This is a genomic window from Pseudomonas tremae (assembly GCF_023278125.1).
In the GTDB taxonomy this organism is placed as follows: domain Bacteria; phylum Pseudomonadota; class Gammaproteobacteria; order Pseudomonadales; family Pseudomonadaceae; genus Aquipseudomonas; species Aquipseudomonas tremae.
Genome location: NZ_CP066270.1, coordinates 4,377,192 through 4,393,865 on the forward strand (window position 1 = coordinate 4,377,192; position 16,674 = coordinate 4,393,865).

15 protein-coding genes are annotated in these 16,674 nt (G+C 57.2%); 3 read left to right on the forward strand and 12 right to left on the reverse strand.

Annotated elements, in window-relative coordinates:
• Positions 1–148: 148 nt before the first annotated feature.
• A complete protein-coding gene (gene rlmE, locus I9H09_RS19810; protein WP_005888982.1) occupies positions 149–799 on the reverse strand; it encodes a 23S rRNA (uridine(2552)-2'-O)-methyltransferase RlmE in 651 nt (216 codons plus the stop codon).
• Positions 800–902: 103 nt separating this feature from the next.
• Here rlmE and I9H09_RS19815 point away from each other — a divergent pair, with 103 nt between their 5' ends.
• Positions 903–1,214 carry a YhbY family RNA-binding protein gene (locus I9H09_RS19815; RefSeq protein ID WP_005888980.1) on the forward strand — a complete coding sequence of 104 codons (312 nt, stop codon included), beginning with the start codon at positions 903–905 and terminating at the stop codon, positions 1,212–1,214.
• Positions 1,215–1,294: 80 nt separating this feature from the next.
• Here I9H09_RS19815 and greA read toward each other — a convergent pair whose 3' ends face one another.
• The 7 genes from greA to grpE form a co-directional block, all read right to left on the reverse strand.
• The gene (greA, locus tag I9H09_RS19820; protein ID WP_122347295.1) at positions 1,295–1,771 is read right to left on the reverse strand and encodes a transcription elongation factor GreA; all 477 of its coding nucleotides are present in this window, start codon (positions 1,769–1,771) and stop codon (positions 1,295–1,297) included.
• The gene (gene carB / locus I9H09_RS19825; protein ID WP_005888978.1) at positions 1,768–4,989 is read right to left on the reverse strand and encodes a carbamoyl-phosphate synthase large subunit; all 3,222 of its coding nucleotides are present in this window, start codon (positions 4,987–4,989) and stop codon (positions 1,768–1,770) included. Before carB ends, greA begins: the two co-directional genes overlap by 4 nt.
• A 137-nt stretch (positions 4,990–5,126) precedes the next feature.
• On the reverse strand, positions 5,127–6,263 hold the full coding sequence (gene carA / locus I9H09_RS19830; protein ID WP_005888976.1) for a glutamine-hydrolyzing carbamoyl-phosphate synthase small subunit: 1,137 nt from the start codon (positions 6,261–6,263) through the stop codon (positions 5,127–5,129).
• Between the two features lie 215 nt (positions 6,264–6,478).
• On the reverse strand, positions 6,479–7,282 hold the full coding sequence (dapB, locus tag I9H09_RS19835) for a 4-hydroxy-tetrahydrodipicolinate reductase (protein WP_005888974.1): 804 nt from the start codon (positions 7,280–7,282) through the stop codon (positions 6,479–6,481).
• Positions 7,283–7,305: 23 nt separating this feature from the next.
• Entirely contained in the window at positions 7,306–8,445 is a 1,140-nt protein-coding gene (dnaJ, locus tag I9H09_RS19840; RefSeq protein ID WP_122347297.1) for a molecular chaperone DnaJ, read from the reverse strand.
• Positions 8,446–8,771: 326 nt separating this feature from the next.
• Complete coding sequence (gene dnaK / locus I9H09_RS19845; RefSeq protein WP_005888970.1) at positions 8,772–10,688, reverse strand: molecular chaperone DnaK; 1,917 nt, start codon at positions 10,686–10,688, stop codon at positions 8,772–8,774.
• A gap of 110 nt (positions 10,689–10,798) precedes the next feature.
• Complete coding sequence (gene grpE / locus I9H09_RS19850; protein ID WP_005888968.1) at positions 10,799–11,362, reverse strand: nucleotide exchange factor GrpE; 564 nt, start codon at positions 11,360–11,362, stop codon at positions 10,799–10,801.
• Positions 11,363–11,632: 270 nt separating this feature from the next.
• On the opposite strand from grpE, the gene recN reads away from it, so the two are divergent.
• Positions 11,633–13,306: a DNA repair protein RecN gene (recN, locus tag I9H09_RS19855; RefSeq protein WP_005888965.1), complete on the forward strand. Its 1,674-nt coding sequence runs from the start codon at positions 11,633–11,635 to the stop codon at positions 13,304–13,306.
• Between the two features lie 47 nt (positions 13,307–13,353).
• On the opposite strand, the gene fur is transcribed toward recN, so the two are convergent.
• On the reverse strand, positions 13,354–13,761 hold the full coding sequence (gene fur, locus I9H09_RS19860) for a ferric iron uptake transcriptional regulator (RefSeq protein ID WP_002555142.1): 408 nt from the start codon (positions 13,759–13,761) through the stop codon (positions 13,354–13,356).
• Between the two features lie 98 nt (positions 13,762–13,859).
• Between fur and I9H09_RS19865 the strand changes: the two genes are divergently transcribed.
• Positions 13,860–14,381 carry an outer membrane protein assembly factor BamE gene (locus I9H09_RS19865; protein WP_005888962.1) on the forward strand — a complete coding sequence of 174 codons (522 nt, stop codon included), beginning with the start codon at positions 13,860–13,862 and terminating at the stop codon, positions 14,379–14,381.
• 65 nt (positions 14,382–14,446) lie between these two features.
• Here the strand turns inward: I9H09_RS19865 and I9H09_RS19870 are convergent, their stop codons facing one another.
• Genes I9H09_RS19870 through I9H09_RS19880 form a run of 3 tightly spaced genes read right to left on the reverse strand, consistent with a single transcriptional unit; the run spans position 14,447 to position 16,599 of the window.
• Positions 14,447–14,761: an RnfH family protein gene (locus tag I9H09_RS19870; RefSeq protein WP_005888960.1), complete on the reverse strand. Its 315-nt coding sequence runs from the start codon at positions 14,759–14,761 to the stop codon at positions 14,447–14,449.
• Positions 14,754–15,188: a type II toxin-antitoxin system RatA family toxin gene (locus I9H09_RS19875; protein WP_005888959.1), complete on the reverse strand. Its 435-nt coding sequence runs from the start codon at positions 15,186–15,188 to the stop codon at positions 14,754–14,756. Before I9H09_RS19875 ends, I9H09_RS19870 begins: the two co-directional genes overlap by 8 nt.
• 7 nt (positions 15,189–15,195) lie before the next feature.
• A complete protein-coding gene (locus I9H09_RS19880; protein ID WP_054991352.1) occupies positions 15,196–16,599 on the reverse strand; it encodes a sodium-dependent transporter in 1,404 nt (467 codons plus the stop codon).
• Between the last annotated feature and the right edge of the window lie 75 nt (positions 16,600–16,674).

The window sequence follows — 16,674 nt, forward strand, 5'->3', positions numbered from 1 at the left end:
GTGCCTCGCATGATATTCACCGGCCTAACTTACTACAGAACCTACAGATACGGCAGACACCGTCTGTAACCCTTTGTGAAACTTTGACAACACGATGTTCAGTCATGCTGCATCGATTACGCCATTTGAAAAAAGCTATCGCGCTTCGTCAAAAACGCTCGATGCTGGCTGCACCATCGATTCCACGAAAGCCACGAGCCAGCAGATATTGTTCGCGTGACCTGTCGCGGGACGACGAAGGCTTGCGCATCTGCACCTTGTCGAACAGCTTGCGAATATCCTTGTGGTAGACATCGAAGCCTTCACCCTGGAAGACCTTGATCAGAAAATCGCCACCGGGACGCAGTACCCGACCGGCAAGATCGAGCGCCAATTCACAGAGAAACATTGCACGCGGCATGTCGACAGCGCTCAATCCACTCATATTGGGGGCCATATCGGAAATCACAAGGTCTACCTGTGTATTACCGACCGCCTCCAGAATCTGTTCCAGAATGGCATCCTCGGTAAAATCCCCTTGAATGAAGGTCACATCCGGGATGCTGTCCATCTCGAGTATGTCGGAAGCAATCAGACGACCTTGACCGCCGATCAGACGACTGGTCACCTGCGACCAGCCTCCAGGCGCGGCACCGAGGTCGATAACGGTCATGCCGGGACGAATGATCTTGTCCTTTTCCTGAATTTCTAAAAGCTTGTAGCTGGCACGCGAACGGTAGCCGTCCTTTTGAGCCATTTTGACGTACTTGTCGTCGAAGTGTTCTTTGAGCCAGTTATGGCTTGTCTTGGAACGGGCCACAGGGCACCTCAAAAATAAACGAGTCGTGATTAACTGGGCGGTCCCGGACTCGCTCGGGTAAACTGGCCGCCGCTTTTAAAAGATCAGACGCAGAGGTCAGATTATGCCGCTCACTCCAGAGCAGAAGAAACAATACAAATCCATTGGCCACCATCTGAAACCGGTATTGATCGTGGCAGACAATGGTTTGACTGAAGGTGTGCTTGCAGAACTTGAGCGCGCTTTGAGCGATCACGAGCTGATCAAGATCAAGCTCAATATCCTCGACCGCGAAAGCCGTCTGGGAGCCGTAGCAGAACTGTGCAAGGCGGGCTCGGCCGACCTTGTACAGGTCATCGGCAAGATGGCGCTGATCTACCGCAAGAACCCAAAGGTAAACAAGCTGCTGTCCAACGTCCACCGCGCACACGGATAAAAACAGAAGTCAGGGCCGCCAAAAGCGCGCCCTGACTCTTTTTTACCACTGACTGCGCCCGCCACAGCGGGCGACAGGCATCAGATATGACGCACTTCGATGATTTCGTACCCGATGACGCCACTCGGCGTTTTTACGACAACGACATCACCCTCTTCCTTGGCAATCAAGGCACGAGCGATGGGCGAACCCACTGAAATCTTGCCCTTCTTGATATCCGCCTCGTCCTCACCCACGATCTGGTAGACCACGCTTTCATCCGTTTCGACGTTGGCGATTTCGACTGTCGTGCCGAAAATAACCTTGCCGGTATGCGGGATAGTCGTGACATCGATCACCACAGCGTTCTGCATGCGGCCTTCGATATCACGAATACGTGCCTCGACCATACCCTGCTGCTCACGAGCAGCATGGTATTCGGCGTTTTCCTTGAGGTCGCCCAGCTCGCGCGCAGTACCGATGTCCTGGCTCAACTTTGGACGAATCACCTTGGTCAGGTGAGTCAGTTCTTCTTCCAGGGCGCGAGCGCCCTGAACAGTCATTGGGTATTTGATCATGCCTTTAATCCTGCATGGAGATCCTGCAAGCGACGCACGGTCTTCTCGGGACCGAACTTGAGCGCTTCACAGATCGCTTCGCCCGCTGCAATGGTAGTGGTGCAGTAGATTTTATGCTGCAAGGCGTTGCGACGGATGGAGTAGGAATCCGCGATCGACTGACGACCCTCGGTGGTGTTGATGATCAGCGTGACTTCGTCATTCTTGATCATGTCGACCACGTGTGGACGGCCTTCGGTGACCTTGTTGACGCGACGCACTTTCAGGCCTGCTGCTTCGATCAGCTTGGCAGTCCCCGCCGTTGCGACGATCTCGAAGCCCAGATTGATGAGGTCACGAGCGACCGCTTCAACCAGAGGCTTGTCATCGTCCCGCACGCTGATGAACGCAGTGCCACCCGTCGGCAACACTTCGCTGGCGCCCATCTGGGCTTTGGCGAACGCTTCACCGAAGGTATCGCCTACGCCCATCACTTCGCCGGTCGACTTCATTTCCGGTCCGAGGATCGGGTCAACGCCAGGGAACTTGGCAAACGGGAACACGGCCTCTTTCACACTGTAGAAATTAGGAATGATTTCTTTGGTGAAATTCAGCTCTTTCAGAGTCTTACCCGCCATCACGCGCGCAGCGATCATGGCCAGGGAAACACCGATGCACTTGGACACGAACGGCACGGTGCGCGATGCACGCGGGTTCACTTCAATGACGTAGATATCTTCGCCTTGAAGGGCCAGCTGTACGTTCATCAGACCGACGACGCCTAATTCCAGAGCCATCTTCTTGACCTGCTCGCGCATCTCGTCCTGAATATGAGCAGGCAGCGAGTATGGCGGCAGCGAGCATGCGGAGTCACCGGAGTGAACGCCCGCCTGTTCGATGTGCTGCATGATCGCGCCGATCACCACATCGGTGCCGTCGCAGACCGCATCGACGTCCATTTCGATTGCACAGTTCAGGAAGTGGTCGAGCAATACAGGGCTGTCGTTGGAGACCTGAACCGCCTCACGCAGGTAACGCTTGAGCTCGTCTTCCTGGTAAACGATTTCCATCGCCCGACCGCCCAACACGTAGGACGGACGCACCACCAGCGGGTAACCGATCTTGGCCGCAGCCCGAATAGCTTCATCTTCACTGCGCACGGTAGCGTTTGGCGGCTGACGCAGGTTCAGGCGCTCGACCATGTGCTGGAACCGCTCGCGGTCTTCGGCACGGTCGATGGCATCAGGGCTGGTACCGATAATCGGCACGCCAGCAGCTTCCAGAGCGCGAGCCAGTTTTAATGGCGTCTGGCCACCGTACTGGACGATGACGCCTTTCGGCTTCTCGACACGCACGATTTCCAGCACGTCTTCCAGAGTGACTGGCTCGAAGTACAGACGGTCGGAAGTGTCGTAGTCAGTGGAAACGGTTTCCGGGTTGCAGTTGACCATGATGGTCTCGTACCCGTCTTCACGCAGCGCCAAAGCGGCATGCACGCAGCAGTAATCGAACTCGATACCCTGGCCGATGCGGTTCGGGCCACCACCAAGGATCATGATCTTGTCGCGAGTCGAAGGGTTGGCTTCGCATTCTTCTTCGTACGTGGAGTACAGGTACGCTGTATCGGTGGCGAACTCGGCTGCGCAGGTATCGACACGCTTGTAGACCGGGAACACTTCGAGTTTGTGACGATGCGTACGCAGATTCTTCTCGGTGACGCCCAGCAGCTTGGCCAGACGCGCATCGGAGAAGCCCTTGCGCTTGAGGCGGAACATCAGGTCGCGATCGATAGCCGACAGACCCAGGGTCTTGACCTTTTCCTCGTCCTTGACCAGATCCTCGATCTGAACCAGGAACCAGGGGTCAATCATGTTCATGGCGAAGATGTCTTCGACCGACATGCCCGCACGGAATGCATCGGCGACATACCAGATGCGCTCGGCACCCGGCACAGTCAGCTCACGCTTGAGCGTGCTCATGCTTTCCGGATGGCTCAGGTCCAGCTTCGGATCAAGGCCACAAACGCCCACTTCCAGACCGCGCAGGGCTTTTTGCAAGGACTCCTGGAAGGTGCGGCCGATGGCCATGACTTCACCGACCGACTTCATCTGAGTGGTCAGGCGGGCATCTGCGTTGGCGAACTTCTCGAACGCAAAGCGCGGCAGCTTGGTGACCACGTAATCGATGGACGGCTCGAAAGACGCCGGTGTCTTGCCGCCAGTGATTTCATTCGACAGTTCGTCGAGGGTGTAACCGACAGCCAGCTTGGCAGCGACCCGGGCAATCGGAAAACCGGTGGCCTTGGAGGCCAGCGCCGAAGAGCGCGAAACACGCGGGTTCATTTCGATCACGACCATGCGACCGGTGTCCGGGCAGATGCCGAACTGTACGTTGGAACCGCCGGTTTCAACGCCGATCTCACGCAGTACCGCCAGCGAGGCGTTACGCAGGATCTGGTATTCCTTGTCGGTCAGGGTCTGTGCGGGTGCAACAGTGATCGAGTCGCCGGTGTGCACGCCCATCGGATCGAAGTTCTCGATGGAGCAGACGATGATGCAGTTGTCCTTTTTGTCGCGGACAACTTCCATTTCGTACTCTTTCCAGCCGATCAGAGATTCATCGATCAGCAGTTCCTTGGTCGGCGACAGGTCCAGGCCGCGGGCGCAGATTTCTTCGAACTCTTCGCGGTTGTAAGCGATACCGCCGCCCGTGCCACCCATCGTGAATGAAGGACGGATGATGCAAGGGAAGCCGAGTTTTTCAAGAACCGCGTTGGCTTCTTCCATGCTGTGCGCGATGCCGGAACGCGGGCACGCCAGGCCGATGGACTTCATGGCCTTGTCGAAACGCGAGCGGTCTTCAGCCTTGTCGATGGTGTCGGCATTGGCGCCGATCATCTCGACGCCGAACTTCTCCAGGACGCCTTCGCGCTCCAGGTCCAGCGCGCAGTTCAGCGCGGTCTGGCCACCCATGGTCGGCAGCAGTGCGTCCGGGCGCTCTTTTTCGATGATCTTGGCAACGGTCTGCCACTTGATCGGTTCGATGTAGGTCGCGTCGGCCATCGCCGGGTCAGTCATGATGGTGGCGGGGTTGGAGTTCACCAGGATGACGCGGTAGCCCTCTTCGCGCAGTGCCTTGCAGGCCTGGGCGCCAGAGTAGTCGAACTCACAGGCCTGGCCGATCACGATGGGGCCGGCACCAAGAATCAGGATGCTTTTTATGTCTGTACGTTTTGGCATGGTTGGTCACTCAAATCCGCAGGTTCAGTCGGCAAGCCGTCTTGAACATTTATCTGAGGTGGCCGGGGCGGCAGCAACCGGACATTGGGTCCGGGGCCGCCCTGGGCACCTGCGTATTACAGTCTCAAGGCAACCGGTCAGCGGCGCTTGGCCATGGCTTCGATAAAGCGATCAAACAGCGGCGCTACATCGTTCGGGCCAGGGCTCGCTTCGGGGTGACCCTGGAAGCTGAACGCGCTCTTGTCGGTCAGCTCGATACCCTGCAGGGTGCCGTCGAACAGCGACTTGTGGATAGCGCGAACGTTGCCCGGCAGCGTCGCTTCATCAACCGCAAAACCGTGGTTCTGGCTGGTGATCATCACAACGCCGGTGTCCAGATCCTGAACCGGGTGGTTTGCACCGTGGTGGCCGTGACCCATTTTCACGGTCTTGGCGCCAGCAGCCAGCGCCAGCAACTGGTGACCGAGGCAGATGCCGAATACCGGCAATTCGGTTTGCAGCACTTCTCTGATGGCCTTTATAGCGTAGTCGCAAGGCTCGGGATCACCCGGGCCGTTGGACAGGAAAACGCCGTCCGGCTTGTAGGCAAGCACTTCGCTGGCAGGCGTTTGCGCCGGGACCACTGTCACACGGCAACCGCGCTCTACGAGCATGCGCAGGATGTTGACCTTGATGCCATAGTCGTAGGCGACAACGTGGTAAGGCAGCTCGGAAGCAGCGATCTCAGGGTGGCTGTCGGTCTTCAGATTCCAGACACTGTGGCGCCACTCATAAGTGTCCTTGGTGCTGACTTCTTTCGCCAGATCCATGCCCTTGAGGCCAGGGAAGCCGCGAGCAGCAGCAATGGCTGCCTCTTCCGAAATGTTATCGCCGGCCATGATGCAGCCGTTCTGGGCGCCTTTCTCACGCAGGATGCGGGTCAGGCGACGCGTGTCGATGCCAGCGATGGCAACGACGTTGTTGGCTTTCAGGTAATCACCGAGGGACATCTTGTTACGCCAGTTGCTGGCTACAAGCGGCAGGTCACGAATGACCAGGCCGGCTGACCACACACGATCAGACTCTGCGTCTTCAGGTGTAGTACCGGTGTTGCCGATATGAGGGTAAGTCAGGGTAACGATCTGCTGGGCGTAGGAAGGATCGGTAAGAATTTCCTGATAGCCTGTCATTGCGGTGTTGAACACCACCTCACCAACGGTCTGACCGTCGGCTCCAATGGCTTCGCCGCGAAAAATGCTGCCATCAGCAAGGGCGAGTATGGCTGGCTTAGTCAAGAAGACCTCCCGTAAATAAAACCTGAAAGGGCGATCGCAGGCTGCAAAAAAGCGGAATGACGTAGTAACGTCACCCCGCTTTCTTATGGAATCATCTGCGCGCTTTTAGTGGACACACTAAAGCTGTAGCTTACAGAAAAGGCCCATTTTGGTCTACCACCAATGAGCCTGAAAAGCGGGAAAATGCGACAGGGCCTTGGCCGGCCCTGTAAAAATCAATGCAGACCCAATACATCCTGCATGTCATAGAGCCCTGGAGCCTTGCCTTCAAGCCACATGGCCGCACGGACCGCGCCTTTGGCGAAGGTCATGCGGCTGGATGCCTTGTGAGTGATCTCGACCCGCTCACCTTCAGCTGCGAACAGCACGGTATGATCACCGACCACATCACCCGCACGAATGGTCGCAAAGCCGATGGTCTGGCGATCACGCGCGCCGGTCTGGCCTTCACGCCCATAGACAGCGACTTTTTCCAGATCCCGGCCCAGCGCATTGGCAACCACCTCACCCATACGCAGGGCGGTTCCGGAAGGCGCATCGACCTTGTGCCGATGGTGCGCCTCGGTGATTTCGATATCGACCTCATCACCCAGAACCCGCGCCGCAGTGTCGAGCAGTTTCAGGCAAAGATTCACACCGATGCTGAAATTGGCGGCAAACACGATCGGAATGTCTTTGCCCGCCTCTGCCAGACGCTGCTTTTCTTCGGCACTGAAACCGGTCGTGCCAATGATCATGGCCTTACCTGCCTTGCGGCAGAACGCCAGGTTCTTCAGCGTCACCGACGGATGAGTAAAATCGATCAGCACGTCGAACTCGTCCGCCACTTTTGCCAGATCACCTGACAGCGGCACACCGATACGACCCAGCGCCGCCAACTCGCCGGCATCAGCCCCCACCAGCGTGCTGTCGGGACGATCGACAGCAGCAGTCAGCCCTGCGCCAGGCGCCTGCTGAACCGCTTCGATCAAAGTCTTGCCCATGCGCCCTGCGGCACCTACTACAGCAATACGTCGCATGCTCTGCTCCTGTTTTGTCAGCCTTACAGATCGCCGAAGAAACGCTTCACACCCTCAAACCAGCCACTGGCCTTGGGAGAGTGGGATTCGTCGTTTTCGAGCGATGTGCGGAACTCTTCAAGCAATTCACGCTGACGCTTGCTCAGGTTGACCGGCGTTTCGACTGCCACGCGGCACATCAAATCGCCCGCACCGCCGCCACGCACCGGAGCGACACCCTTGCCGCGCAAGCGGAACTGCTTGCCGGTCTGAGTACCTTCCGGAATCTTCAGTTTGACGCGACCGTCGAGCGTCGGCACTTCAAGCTCGCCGCCCAGCGCTGCATCGGTGAAGCTGATAGGCACTTCACAGAAAAGATGCTTGCCGTCACGCTGGAAGATCGCGTGTTCGCGCACATTGATCACGACATACAGGTCGCCAGTCGGCCCGCCCTGCACGCCCGCCTCGCCCTCACCAGACAGGCGGATACGGTCACCGGTATCGACGCCAAGCGGCACTTTGACGGAAAGCGTCTTGTACTCTTCGACACGACCTTCGCCATGACACGAATCGCACGGGTCGGAAATGATCTTGCCCTGACCATGACAGCGCGGGCAGGTTTGCTGCACAGAGAAGAAACCCTGCTGCATACGCACCTGACCAATACCGCCACAGGTAGGGCACGTCACGGGGGCCGAGCCTTTCTTGGCGCCGCTGCCGTCGCAAGGCTTGCAATTGACCAGTGTCGGAACACGAATATTCACGGTCGTGCCGCGAACTGCTTCTTCCAGATTCAGCTCCAGCGTGTAACGCAGATCGCTGCCACGCTGCGCACCGCCGCGACCACCGCCGCCGCCAGCGCGACCGCCACCGAAGAAATCGCTGAACACGTCGCCGAAGATATCGGAGAAATTGGCGCCACCGGCGCCGCCACCGAAACCGCCGCCACCCATGCCTGGGTCGACACCGGCATGACCATATTGATCGTAGGCAGCGCGCTTGCTGGCATCCGAAAGAACTTCGTAAGCCTCGTTGGCCTCTTTGAACAGTTCTTCCGACGCTTTGTCATCAGGGTTACGGTCAGGGTGGTGCTTCATTGCCAGACGACGGTAAGCCTTTTTCAGGTCTGCCTCGCTGGAGCCTCGCTCCACTCCCAACACTTCGTAATAATCACGCTTTGCCATAGTTCTTCCGTACTCTTGAGGACGTTCGGCAAGACTCTCCTGAGACCTGCCAAACTCGTTGAGCCCAACTCAGGCCCCGGACCCAACTCACGTCGACTCAACGATCCTGGTCTTCATTCAAAAGCCAGATATGACTGACCGGTAAAGCGGCAGAATGAGTCGCTACGCAGGAGCGTAGCGACCTTGCCACATGACATGCGGAGCGACTCCACACGTCGAAATTTTGGGTGTTCCAGACACGCCAACGCGGGAGCAAGCTCCCGCGCGGCGACATCCTACCAGCCACCGCCCGAAAGAGGTCAACCGGCTTTCAAGTGAGCCTGCGCTTACTTGTGGTCTTTCACTTCTTCAAACTCGGCGTCGACGACATCGTCAGCCTTGGTCGCTTCTTCAGCAGGCTTGGCTGCTGCTTCAGGGTTTTCGGCCTGCTCGGCATACATCTTCTGAGCGATTGGCGCGGAAACTTTCGACAACTCTTCGACCTTGGCTTCAATGACAGCCTTGTCGTCGCCCTTGATGGCAGCTTCCAGAGCAACCAGCGCAGCTTCGACGGCAGTCTTCTCTTCGGCAGTGACCTTGTCACCTGCGTCAGTGATCATCTTGCGAGTCGAATGGACCAGTGCATCGCCCTGGTTACGGGCAGATGCCAGCTCTTCGAACTTGCGGTCTTCTTCAGAGTTGGCTTCGGCGTCGCGAACCATCTTCTGAATTTCTTCCTCGGACAGACCGGAGTTGGCCTTGATCACGATGGACTGCTGCTTGCCGGTCGCCTTGTCTTTCGCGCCAACGTGCAAGATGCCGTTTGCGTCGATGTCGAAGGTTACTTCGATCTGTGGCACGCCGCGTGGAGCTGGCGGAATCTCGGCCAGATCGAACTTGCCCAACGATTTGTTCTGAGTCGCCTGCTTACGCTCACCTTGCAGCACGTGAATGGTCACGGCGTTCTGGTTGTCGTCAGCAGTCGAGAACACCTGAGATTTCTTGGTAGGAATCGTGGTGTTCTTCTCGATCAGCGCAGTCATCACGCCGCCCATGGTTTCGATACCCAGGGTCAGCGGGCTTACATCCAGCAGCAGAACGTCTTTGACATCACCGGCCAGTACAGCGCCCTGGATGGCAGCACCCATTGCAACAGCTTCGTCCGGGTTGACGTCTTTACGTGCTTCCTTACCGAAGAACTCGGTAACAAGCTTCTGGACCAGCGGCATACGAGTCTGACCACCGACCAGAATCACGTCGTTGATCTGGCTTCTTTCGATACCGGCATCTTTAAGCGCCATTTCGCACGGTGCGATAGTGCGCTGAACCAGGTCTTCAACCAGTGATTCCAACTTGGAACGCGAGATTTTCACGTTCAAATGCTTTGGACCGGTTGCATCTGCAGTGATGTAAGGCAGGTTGACATCGGTCGACTGGCTGGACGAAAGCTCGATCTTGGCTTTTTCAGCAGCCTCTTTCAGGCGCTGCATGGCCAGCGGATCACCTTTAAGGTTCATGCCGCTTTCTTTCTTGAACTCGTCGACCAGGAAGTCGATCAGGCGAATATCGAAGTCTTCACCGCCCAGGAACGTGTCACCGTTGGTTGCCAACACTTCAAACTGGTGCTCACCATCAACTTCAGCGATCTCGATAACCGAGACGTCGAAAGTGCCGCCACCCAGGTCATAAACGATGACAGTGTGATCGCCTTTGGCCTTGTCCATACCGTAAGCCAGCGCGGCTGCGGTTGGTTCGTTGATGATGCGCTTGACGTCCAGACCAGCAATACGGCCAGCGTCCTTGGTTGCCTGACGCTGACTGTCATTGAAGTAGGCCGGAACGGTAATGACCGCTTCGGTAACCGTTTCGCCGAGGTAGTCTTCGGCAGTCTTTTTCATTTTCTTCAGGATTTCAGCGGAAATCTGAGGAGGCGCCATTTTCTGGCCATTCACTTCAACCCAAGCATCACCGTTGTCAGCCTTGACGATCTTGTAAGGGACCATCTGGATATCTTTCTGAACGACATCCTCTTCGAACTTGCGACCGATAAGGCGCTTCACCGCGTACAGAGTATTGTGCGGGTTGGTGACCGCCTGACGCTTGGCGGACTGACCGACCAGAATCTCGCCATCATTTGCATAAGCGATGATCGAAGGTGTAGTACGAGTGCCTTCGGCGTTCTCGATAACCTTGACGTTACCGTTTTCCAGAATGGAGACGCAGGAGTTGGTAGTCCCCAGGTCGATACCGATAATTCTGCCCATCTTGACTCTCCCGAAACTTGCAAAATTTGAATGTGGTTGCCGCAATTGCGTTTACAACTTGCGGTAGCTCTTAAACGCTTGACCTTTAAATGGGGGCCTTACTGCTTATTTCAAGCCTGCTCGTTGATTGACGGCGTTGCAGGCGACGGTGCCTTGCTGACCACAACCATGGCCGGGCGCAACAGACGACCGTTAAGCTGATAACCCTTCTGGAACACTTTGAGCACCGTATTGGGCTCTACATCAGTACTTTCCTGCATGGCCATCGCCTGGTGCTGGTCAGCACTGAACGGTTGACCGTGCGGATCGATGGCTTCCAGCTGATAACGCTTGAGAGTGTCCTGGAACATCTTCAAGGTCAGCTCGATGCCTTCACGCATCGGACGAATGCTTTCATCGTCCGGACTGGACAGATCAAGGCCTCGCTCCAGACTGTCGATGATCGGCAAGAGATCACCGGCAAATTTTTCCAGCGCAAACTTGTGCGCCTTTTCAACATCCTGTTCGGCACGGCGGCGGACATTCTGCAGATCCGCAGCCACCCGAAGGGATTGGTCCTGCGCAGCAGCCAGTTGCTCTTCGAGCACCTGCACGCGGGTTGTCAATTCTTCACCCGCGCCTGCCTCGGCAGCCTGATCCTGAGCCTGCGCATCCAGATTCTGTTCGTCAGCCATAAGTATTCTCCTCTAAAAACTTCCGCGATCCCGATTCGCGCTTCTGTCCCCTATATGGGACCGGATTTTTCGGCTTCAAGGGTTCCAAGTCATCCAGATACGTATTCCCTGACAAAAAATCCGCCTTCCAGCCCCTCGGGAAAATCGCCTTGGCGAGCAACAGGGACTAAGAACCTCCGGAAACCGATTAAATCGAGCTAAGCAGGGGCATTGTCAGCAACAAGAAAAACACTGTATAAATAACCAGACAAACAGCCCGAGAGCCGCTCAATGCTGGTGCACCTTTCCGTACACAACTACGCCATCGTCGAACACCTTGATCTTGAACTGGATCGGGGCATGAGCGTCATCACCGGCGAAACCGGCGCTGGCAAATCGATCATGCTCGATGCTCTCGGGCTGACTCTGGGCGATCGGGCCGACAGCGGCGTGGTCAGGCCTGGTGCTGACAAGGCCGACATACTCGCCACGTTCGATCTGGGCGACATTCCCGAGGCCGAGGCCTGGCTGAAAGAGCGCGACCTGGACAACGACGGCCCTTGCATCCTGCGTCGCGTGATTACCGCCGAAGGTCGCTCACGCTCTTATATCAATGGTTCGCCCTGCCCTCAGGGCGACCTGAAAGCGCTGGGCGAACTGCTGATCGACATCCACAGTCAGCATGAGCATCAGTCGCTGCTCAAGACCGACACCCATCGTCGCCTGCTGGACGAATACGCTGGCGCAACCGACCTCGCACGTCAGGTCCATCTTGCCGCCCAGCGCTGGCGCCAGACACGCCAAGAGCTGGAGCGCCTTTCCAATTCCGGCGACGAACAACGCGCCCGGCATCAGCTATTGAGCTATCAACTGGAAGAGCTGGAAAGCCTGAGCCTCGGCGAGAACGAGCTTGAACAGCTCGAGCAGGAACACAAGGACCTGACCAACGCCGAAAGCCTGCTGAGCATCTGTCGGCAAGTAGTCGAGCAGTGCAGTGAAAGCGACTCCGGCAATGTGCTGAATGCCCTGACCGCCAGCCTTCACAGGCTCGGCAGTGTCGACCATTCGCCCTCGGCATTGAGCGAGGCGACAGGCTTGCTGTCCAGCGCCCAGATTCAGGTTGAAGAAGCGGTGGGCGAACTGAACCGCTTTCTGGATCATTTCGATGCCGATCCGGCTCGACTGCAACAGCTTGAAGAGCGACTCGATGCTATCTATACACTGGCACGCAAACATCGCATCCAGCCGGGCGAAGTCGCGACACTGCAACAGAAACTGCTGGATGAAATAGAAACGCTGAACGCCAATGACGAATCCATCGAGCGCTTGGAGCATGAAGTCCAGGCCTTCGCTCGGCACTACCAGGAAAAAGCCCGTGAGCTGAGCGATCTGCGCCACACGTCGTCGACAAAACTGGCCAGCGCCGTCGAACAGGAAATTCATCGCCTAGGCATGCCCGGCGGGCGCTTCCAGATCGAACTCAAACCCAATGCCAATGCAGAACCGCTCCCGCATGGCCTGGAGCAGGTAGAACTGCTGGTCAGCGCCAACCCGGGCCAGCCGCTGAAGGCGCTGGCGAAAGTCGCGTCAGGCGGTGAGCTTTCGAGGATCAGCCTCGCCATCCAGGTCATTACTGCGCAAACCTCGCGCGTCCCGACGCTGGTGTTCGACGAAGTCGACGTCGGTATCGGTGGCCCCACCGCTGAAATCGTGGGCCAGCTCTTGCGCCGCCTGGGTGAACGCGGGCAAGTGATGACCGTCACGCACCTACCGCAGGTTGCAGCACAGGGCCATCAGCACCTCTTCGTGCACAAGGTCAGGGACAACGACGCAACGCGCACAGCGGTTTCCAAACTCAGCAAAACTGAGCGCATAGAAGAAGTGGCCCGAATGCTGGGCGGCATCGACCTGACCAAGGAATCCCTGGCGCACGCCAAGAAGATGGTCGTCACGGCCAAAAGCTGAACGATAAAAAGCACAAAGGCGACCCTGGGTCGCCTTCGTTGCTAGTGCTATGCCTTCTTGTTGCGGACGTAGAGCACCAGATTGTGATCCACCAGGTCAAAGCCGTGTCTCTCGACAATGGCCTTCTGAAGCTTCTCGATTTCTTCGTCGAAGAACTCGATCACCTCACCTGACTCCACATTGACCATATGGTCGTGGTGGCCGCCGTCAGCCAGCTCGAACACAGCGTGACCGCCGTCGAAATTGTGGCGAACCACCAATCCCGCAGCTTCAAACTGGGTCAGGACACGGTAAACCGTGGCCAGGCCGACGTCCTCGCTAGCCTCCATGAGAGCCTTGTAGACATCCTCGGCGCTCATGTGGCGCTGCTCGGCAGAATCGAGCATTTGGAGTATTTTAACCCTCGGCAATGTTACCTTGAGTCCTGCTTTACGTAGTTCGCTATTTTCAACCATGGTCAGCTTTCTCGCAGACGCTGCTTCGCAGCTTCTCTTAATGCAGGTATGATCGGGGTTTACGTTGTCCCAGCCAAGATAGTGGAAGTCGCCCACCGATGCAAAACACCAAGCTCTTGCTAACCAGTTTCACCTTCGTGGGACTGCTCGCACTCGCCGGTTGTTCATTCCCCGGGGTTTACAAAATCGACATCCAGCAGGGTAATGTCGTCACGCAGGACATGATAGACCAGTTGCGCCCCGGAATGACCCGGCGGCAAGTACGGTTTATCATGGGCAACCCCCTGTTGACCGACACTTTCCACTCCAACCGGTGGGATTACCTGTACAGCCTGCAGCCAGGTGGCGGTGAACGCCAGCAGGAGCGTGTCAGTCTGGTATTCAACGACAGCGACCAACTGGTCAGCCTGTCAGGTGACTTCATGCCCGGCGTCAGTCGTGATGAGGCCATTCTCGGTAAAGGCAGCGATACCGCGACGCCTGCAGAGAAGCAACCTGAGCAGAAACCAGAAGAGCCAGCCAAACCAGGCTCGCTGCTGGACACTATCCAGAAGGACGTGGACAGCGTTGAGACCGTTCCGGTCCCGACCCAGGAGCCGCTGGACACTAACAACCGTTAGCCTTCAGACGCTCATCAAAAAGCCCGGCGTGCCGGGCTTTTTTGCGGGTTTCTTTCAGCAAATGTTCAGCCAGACAGCCCTCTTTTTTCACGCGCCTTGGCTGCGCGCAGACGTCTGATTTCCATCGGGTCGGCCAATAGCGGGCGATAAATCTCGATCCGCTCCCCTGCTGCCAGCAGACGCTCGGCGGGATTAGTGACCACTTTACCGAAAATACCCACCGGGCATTGAGTCAGATCCAGCTCGGGAAACTCCCGATCCATGCCACACATCGCCAGCGCCTGACTTACGGTCGAGCCGGCGGGGACCTCAACCGTCATCAACACCTGACGCTGTACCGAGGCATACACCACCTCGACCTGAATCGATGCCTCAGCCATGTAGCTCTTTCGCCCGCTGGCAGAACGCATCCACCAGCGTATTGGCCGCCTGATTGAACAGTGGCCCCAAGGTTGCGCGAACGATTGTCCCGGCGTAATCAAACGACAGATCAAGGCTGATCTTGCAGGCTTTCTCACCCAACGGCTTGAAAGTCCAAACGCCGTGAAACTGCTCGAATGGCCCTTCGACCAGATCCATCACGATCGACTCGCCGGGAATCAGCGTGTTGCGCGTCATGAATTTCTGACTCAGACCGCTCTTGGCAATCTCCAGACTGGCGCGCATTTGCGCTTCACTGGCCTCCAGCACGGTGGCAGACGAACACCACGGCAGAAATTCGGGATAACGGGCCACGTCGTTGACCAGGTCGTAAAGAAACCTGGCCGGATAAGGCAATAAGGCAGAACGTTGTATGTGCGTAGTCATGTGAGCGTCATTTCCAGAGCTGAGCGGCAAACACCACAAGAATGCCGAGCGGCGCCACGTAGCGCATCAAAAAGAAGGTCAGGTTGAAGAGCAATGGGCTGCGAATCGACAATTCGTCGCGCACCGCCTCACGGTTCATCACCCAGCCAGCGAATACCACGAAACACAAACCACCCAGCGGCAGCATGATCCGCGAAGTGAAGAAATCAATGACTCCGAAGAAGTCGAGGCCAGTTGATGCCCCCCACTGGTAGAGGTGGAATACGCCCCCATCGTTCACGAAGAACTTCGCTTTTTGCCAAATATTGAAGGAAAACACCGTCCCGAGCCCGACAAACCAGCACGTAAACGCCAACCAGAACGTTACCCAGCCCCGGCGAACGCGGGTGCGTTCGACCAGATAAGCCACCATCGGCTCCAGCAATGAAATGGCCGAGCTCCAGGCTGCGACGGCCACCAATACAAAGAACACGATGCCCATCAACTGACCGAAAGCCACATTGCCGAACGCGTAAGGCAAGGTGACGAACATAAGGCCGGGGCCTTCACTCGGGTTGAGGCCGGCGGCAAACACAATCGGAAACAGTGCCAGCCCTGCCAGCAGCGAGACGAACGTGTCGAGCAATGCAATGCCGACGACGGTTGTGCTGATCGAGGCGTCTTTGGTCATGTAAGCGCCGTAGACCATGATCGAGCCAACGCCGACGCTCAACGAAAAGAACGCATGGCCCATCGCCGGCAGCAAGCCATCCAGCACTTTGTCCGGGTTGAAGTCGAACATGAAATGCACACCTTCCATGAAGTGCCCGGTTGTCAGGCTATAGCCCAACAACGCCAGCATCAGCAGGAACAGCATGGGCATCATGATGCGCAGGCTTTTCTCCAGGCCCGCCTCGACGCCTTTGCCGATCACCACGGCCGATAGCAGCATGAACACGGTGTGCCACAGAATCAGGCGCCACGGGTCGGCAATTACAGCGCCAAAATACGCACCGACCTGATCCGGCGACACACCCTGAAAATCGCCGCGCCCCATGTCGATGATGTAATCCAGCGACCAGCCGCCCACCACGCTATAAAAGGAGAGAATCAGCAACGCCGTAATCATCCCGGCGAAGGCCCCCCAGGACCAGCGCGCCGAATGTCCCGATTCCACCGCCAGGGTCTTGAGCGCATTGGCAGGGCTGAGGCGCGAGCGACGACCGATAAGCGTCTCCGCAATCATGACCGGAATGCCGATCAACGCGATGCACGCCAGAAACACCAGCACAAATGCGCCGCCGCCATAGGCACCGACCATGTACGGGAATTTCCAGATACTGCCCAGCCCCACGGCGGAACCAGTGGCAGCCAGGATGAACACCCAGCGGCTTGCCCAGCTACCGTGGACAGAAACCTTGTCCGTCGACATTATTGAAACGCCCAGCCAAAAAAGATCGCGCATTGTCCGGGATTCAACCTTTGTGCTCAAGCACGCGCTTTCCCG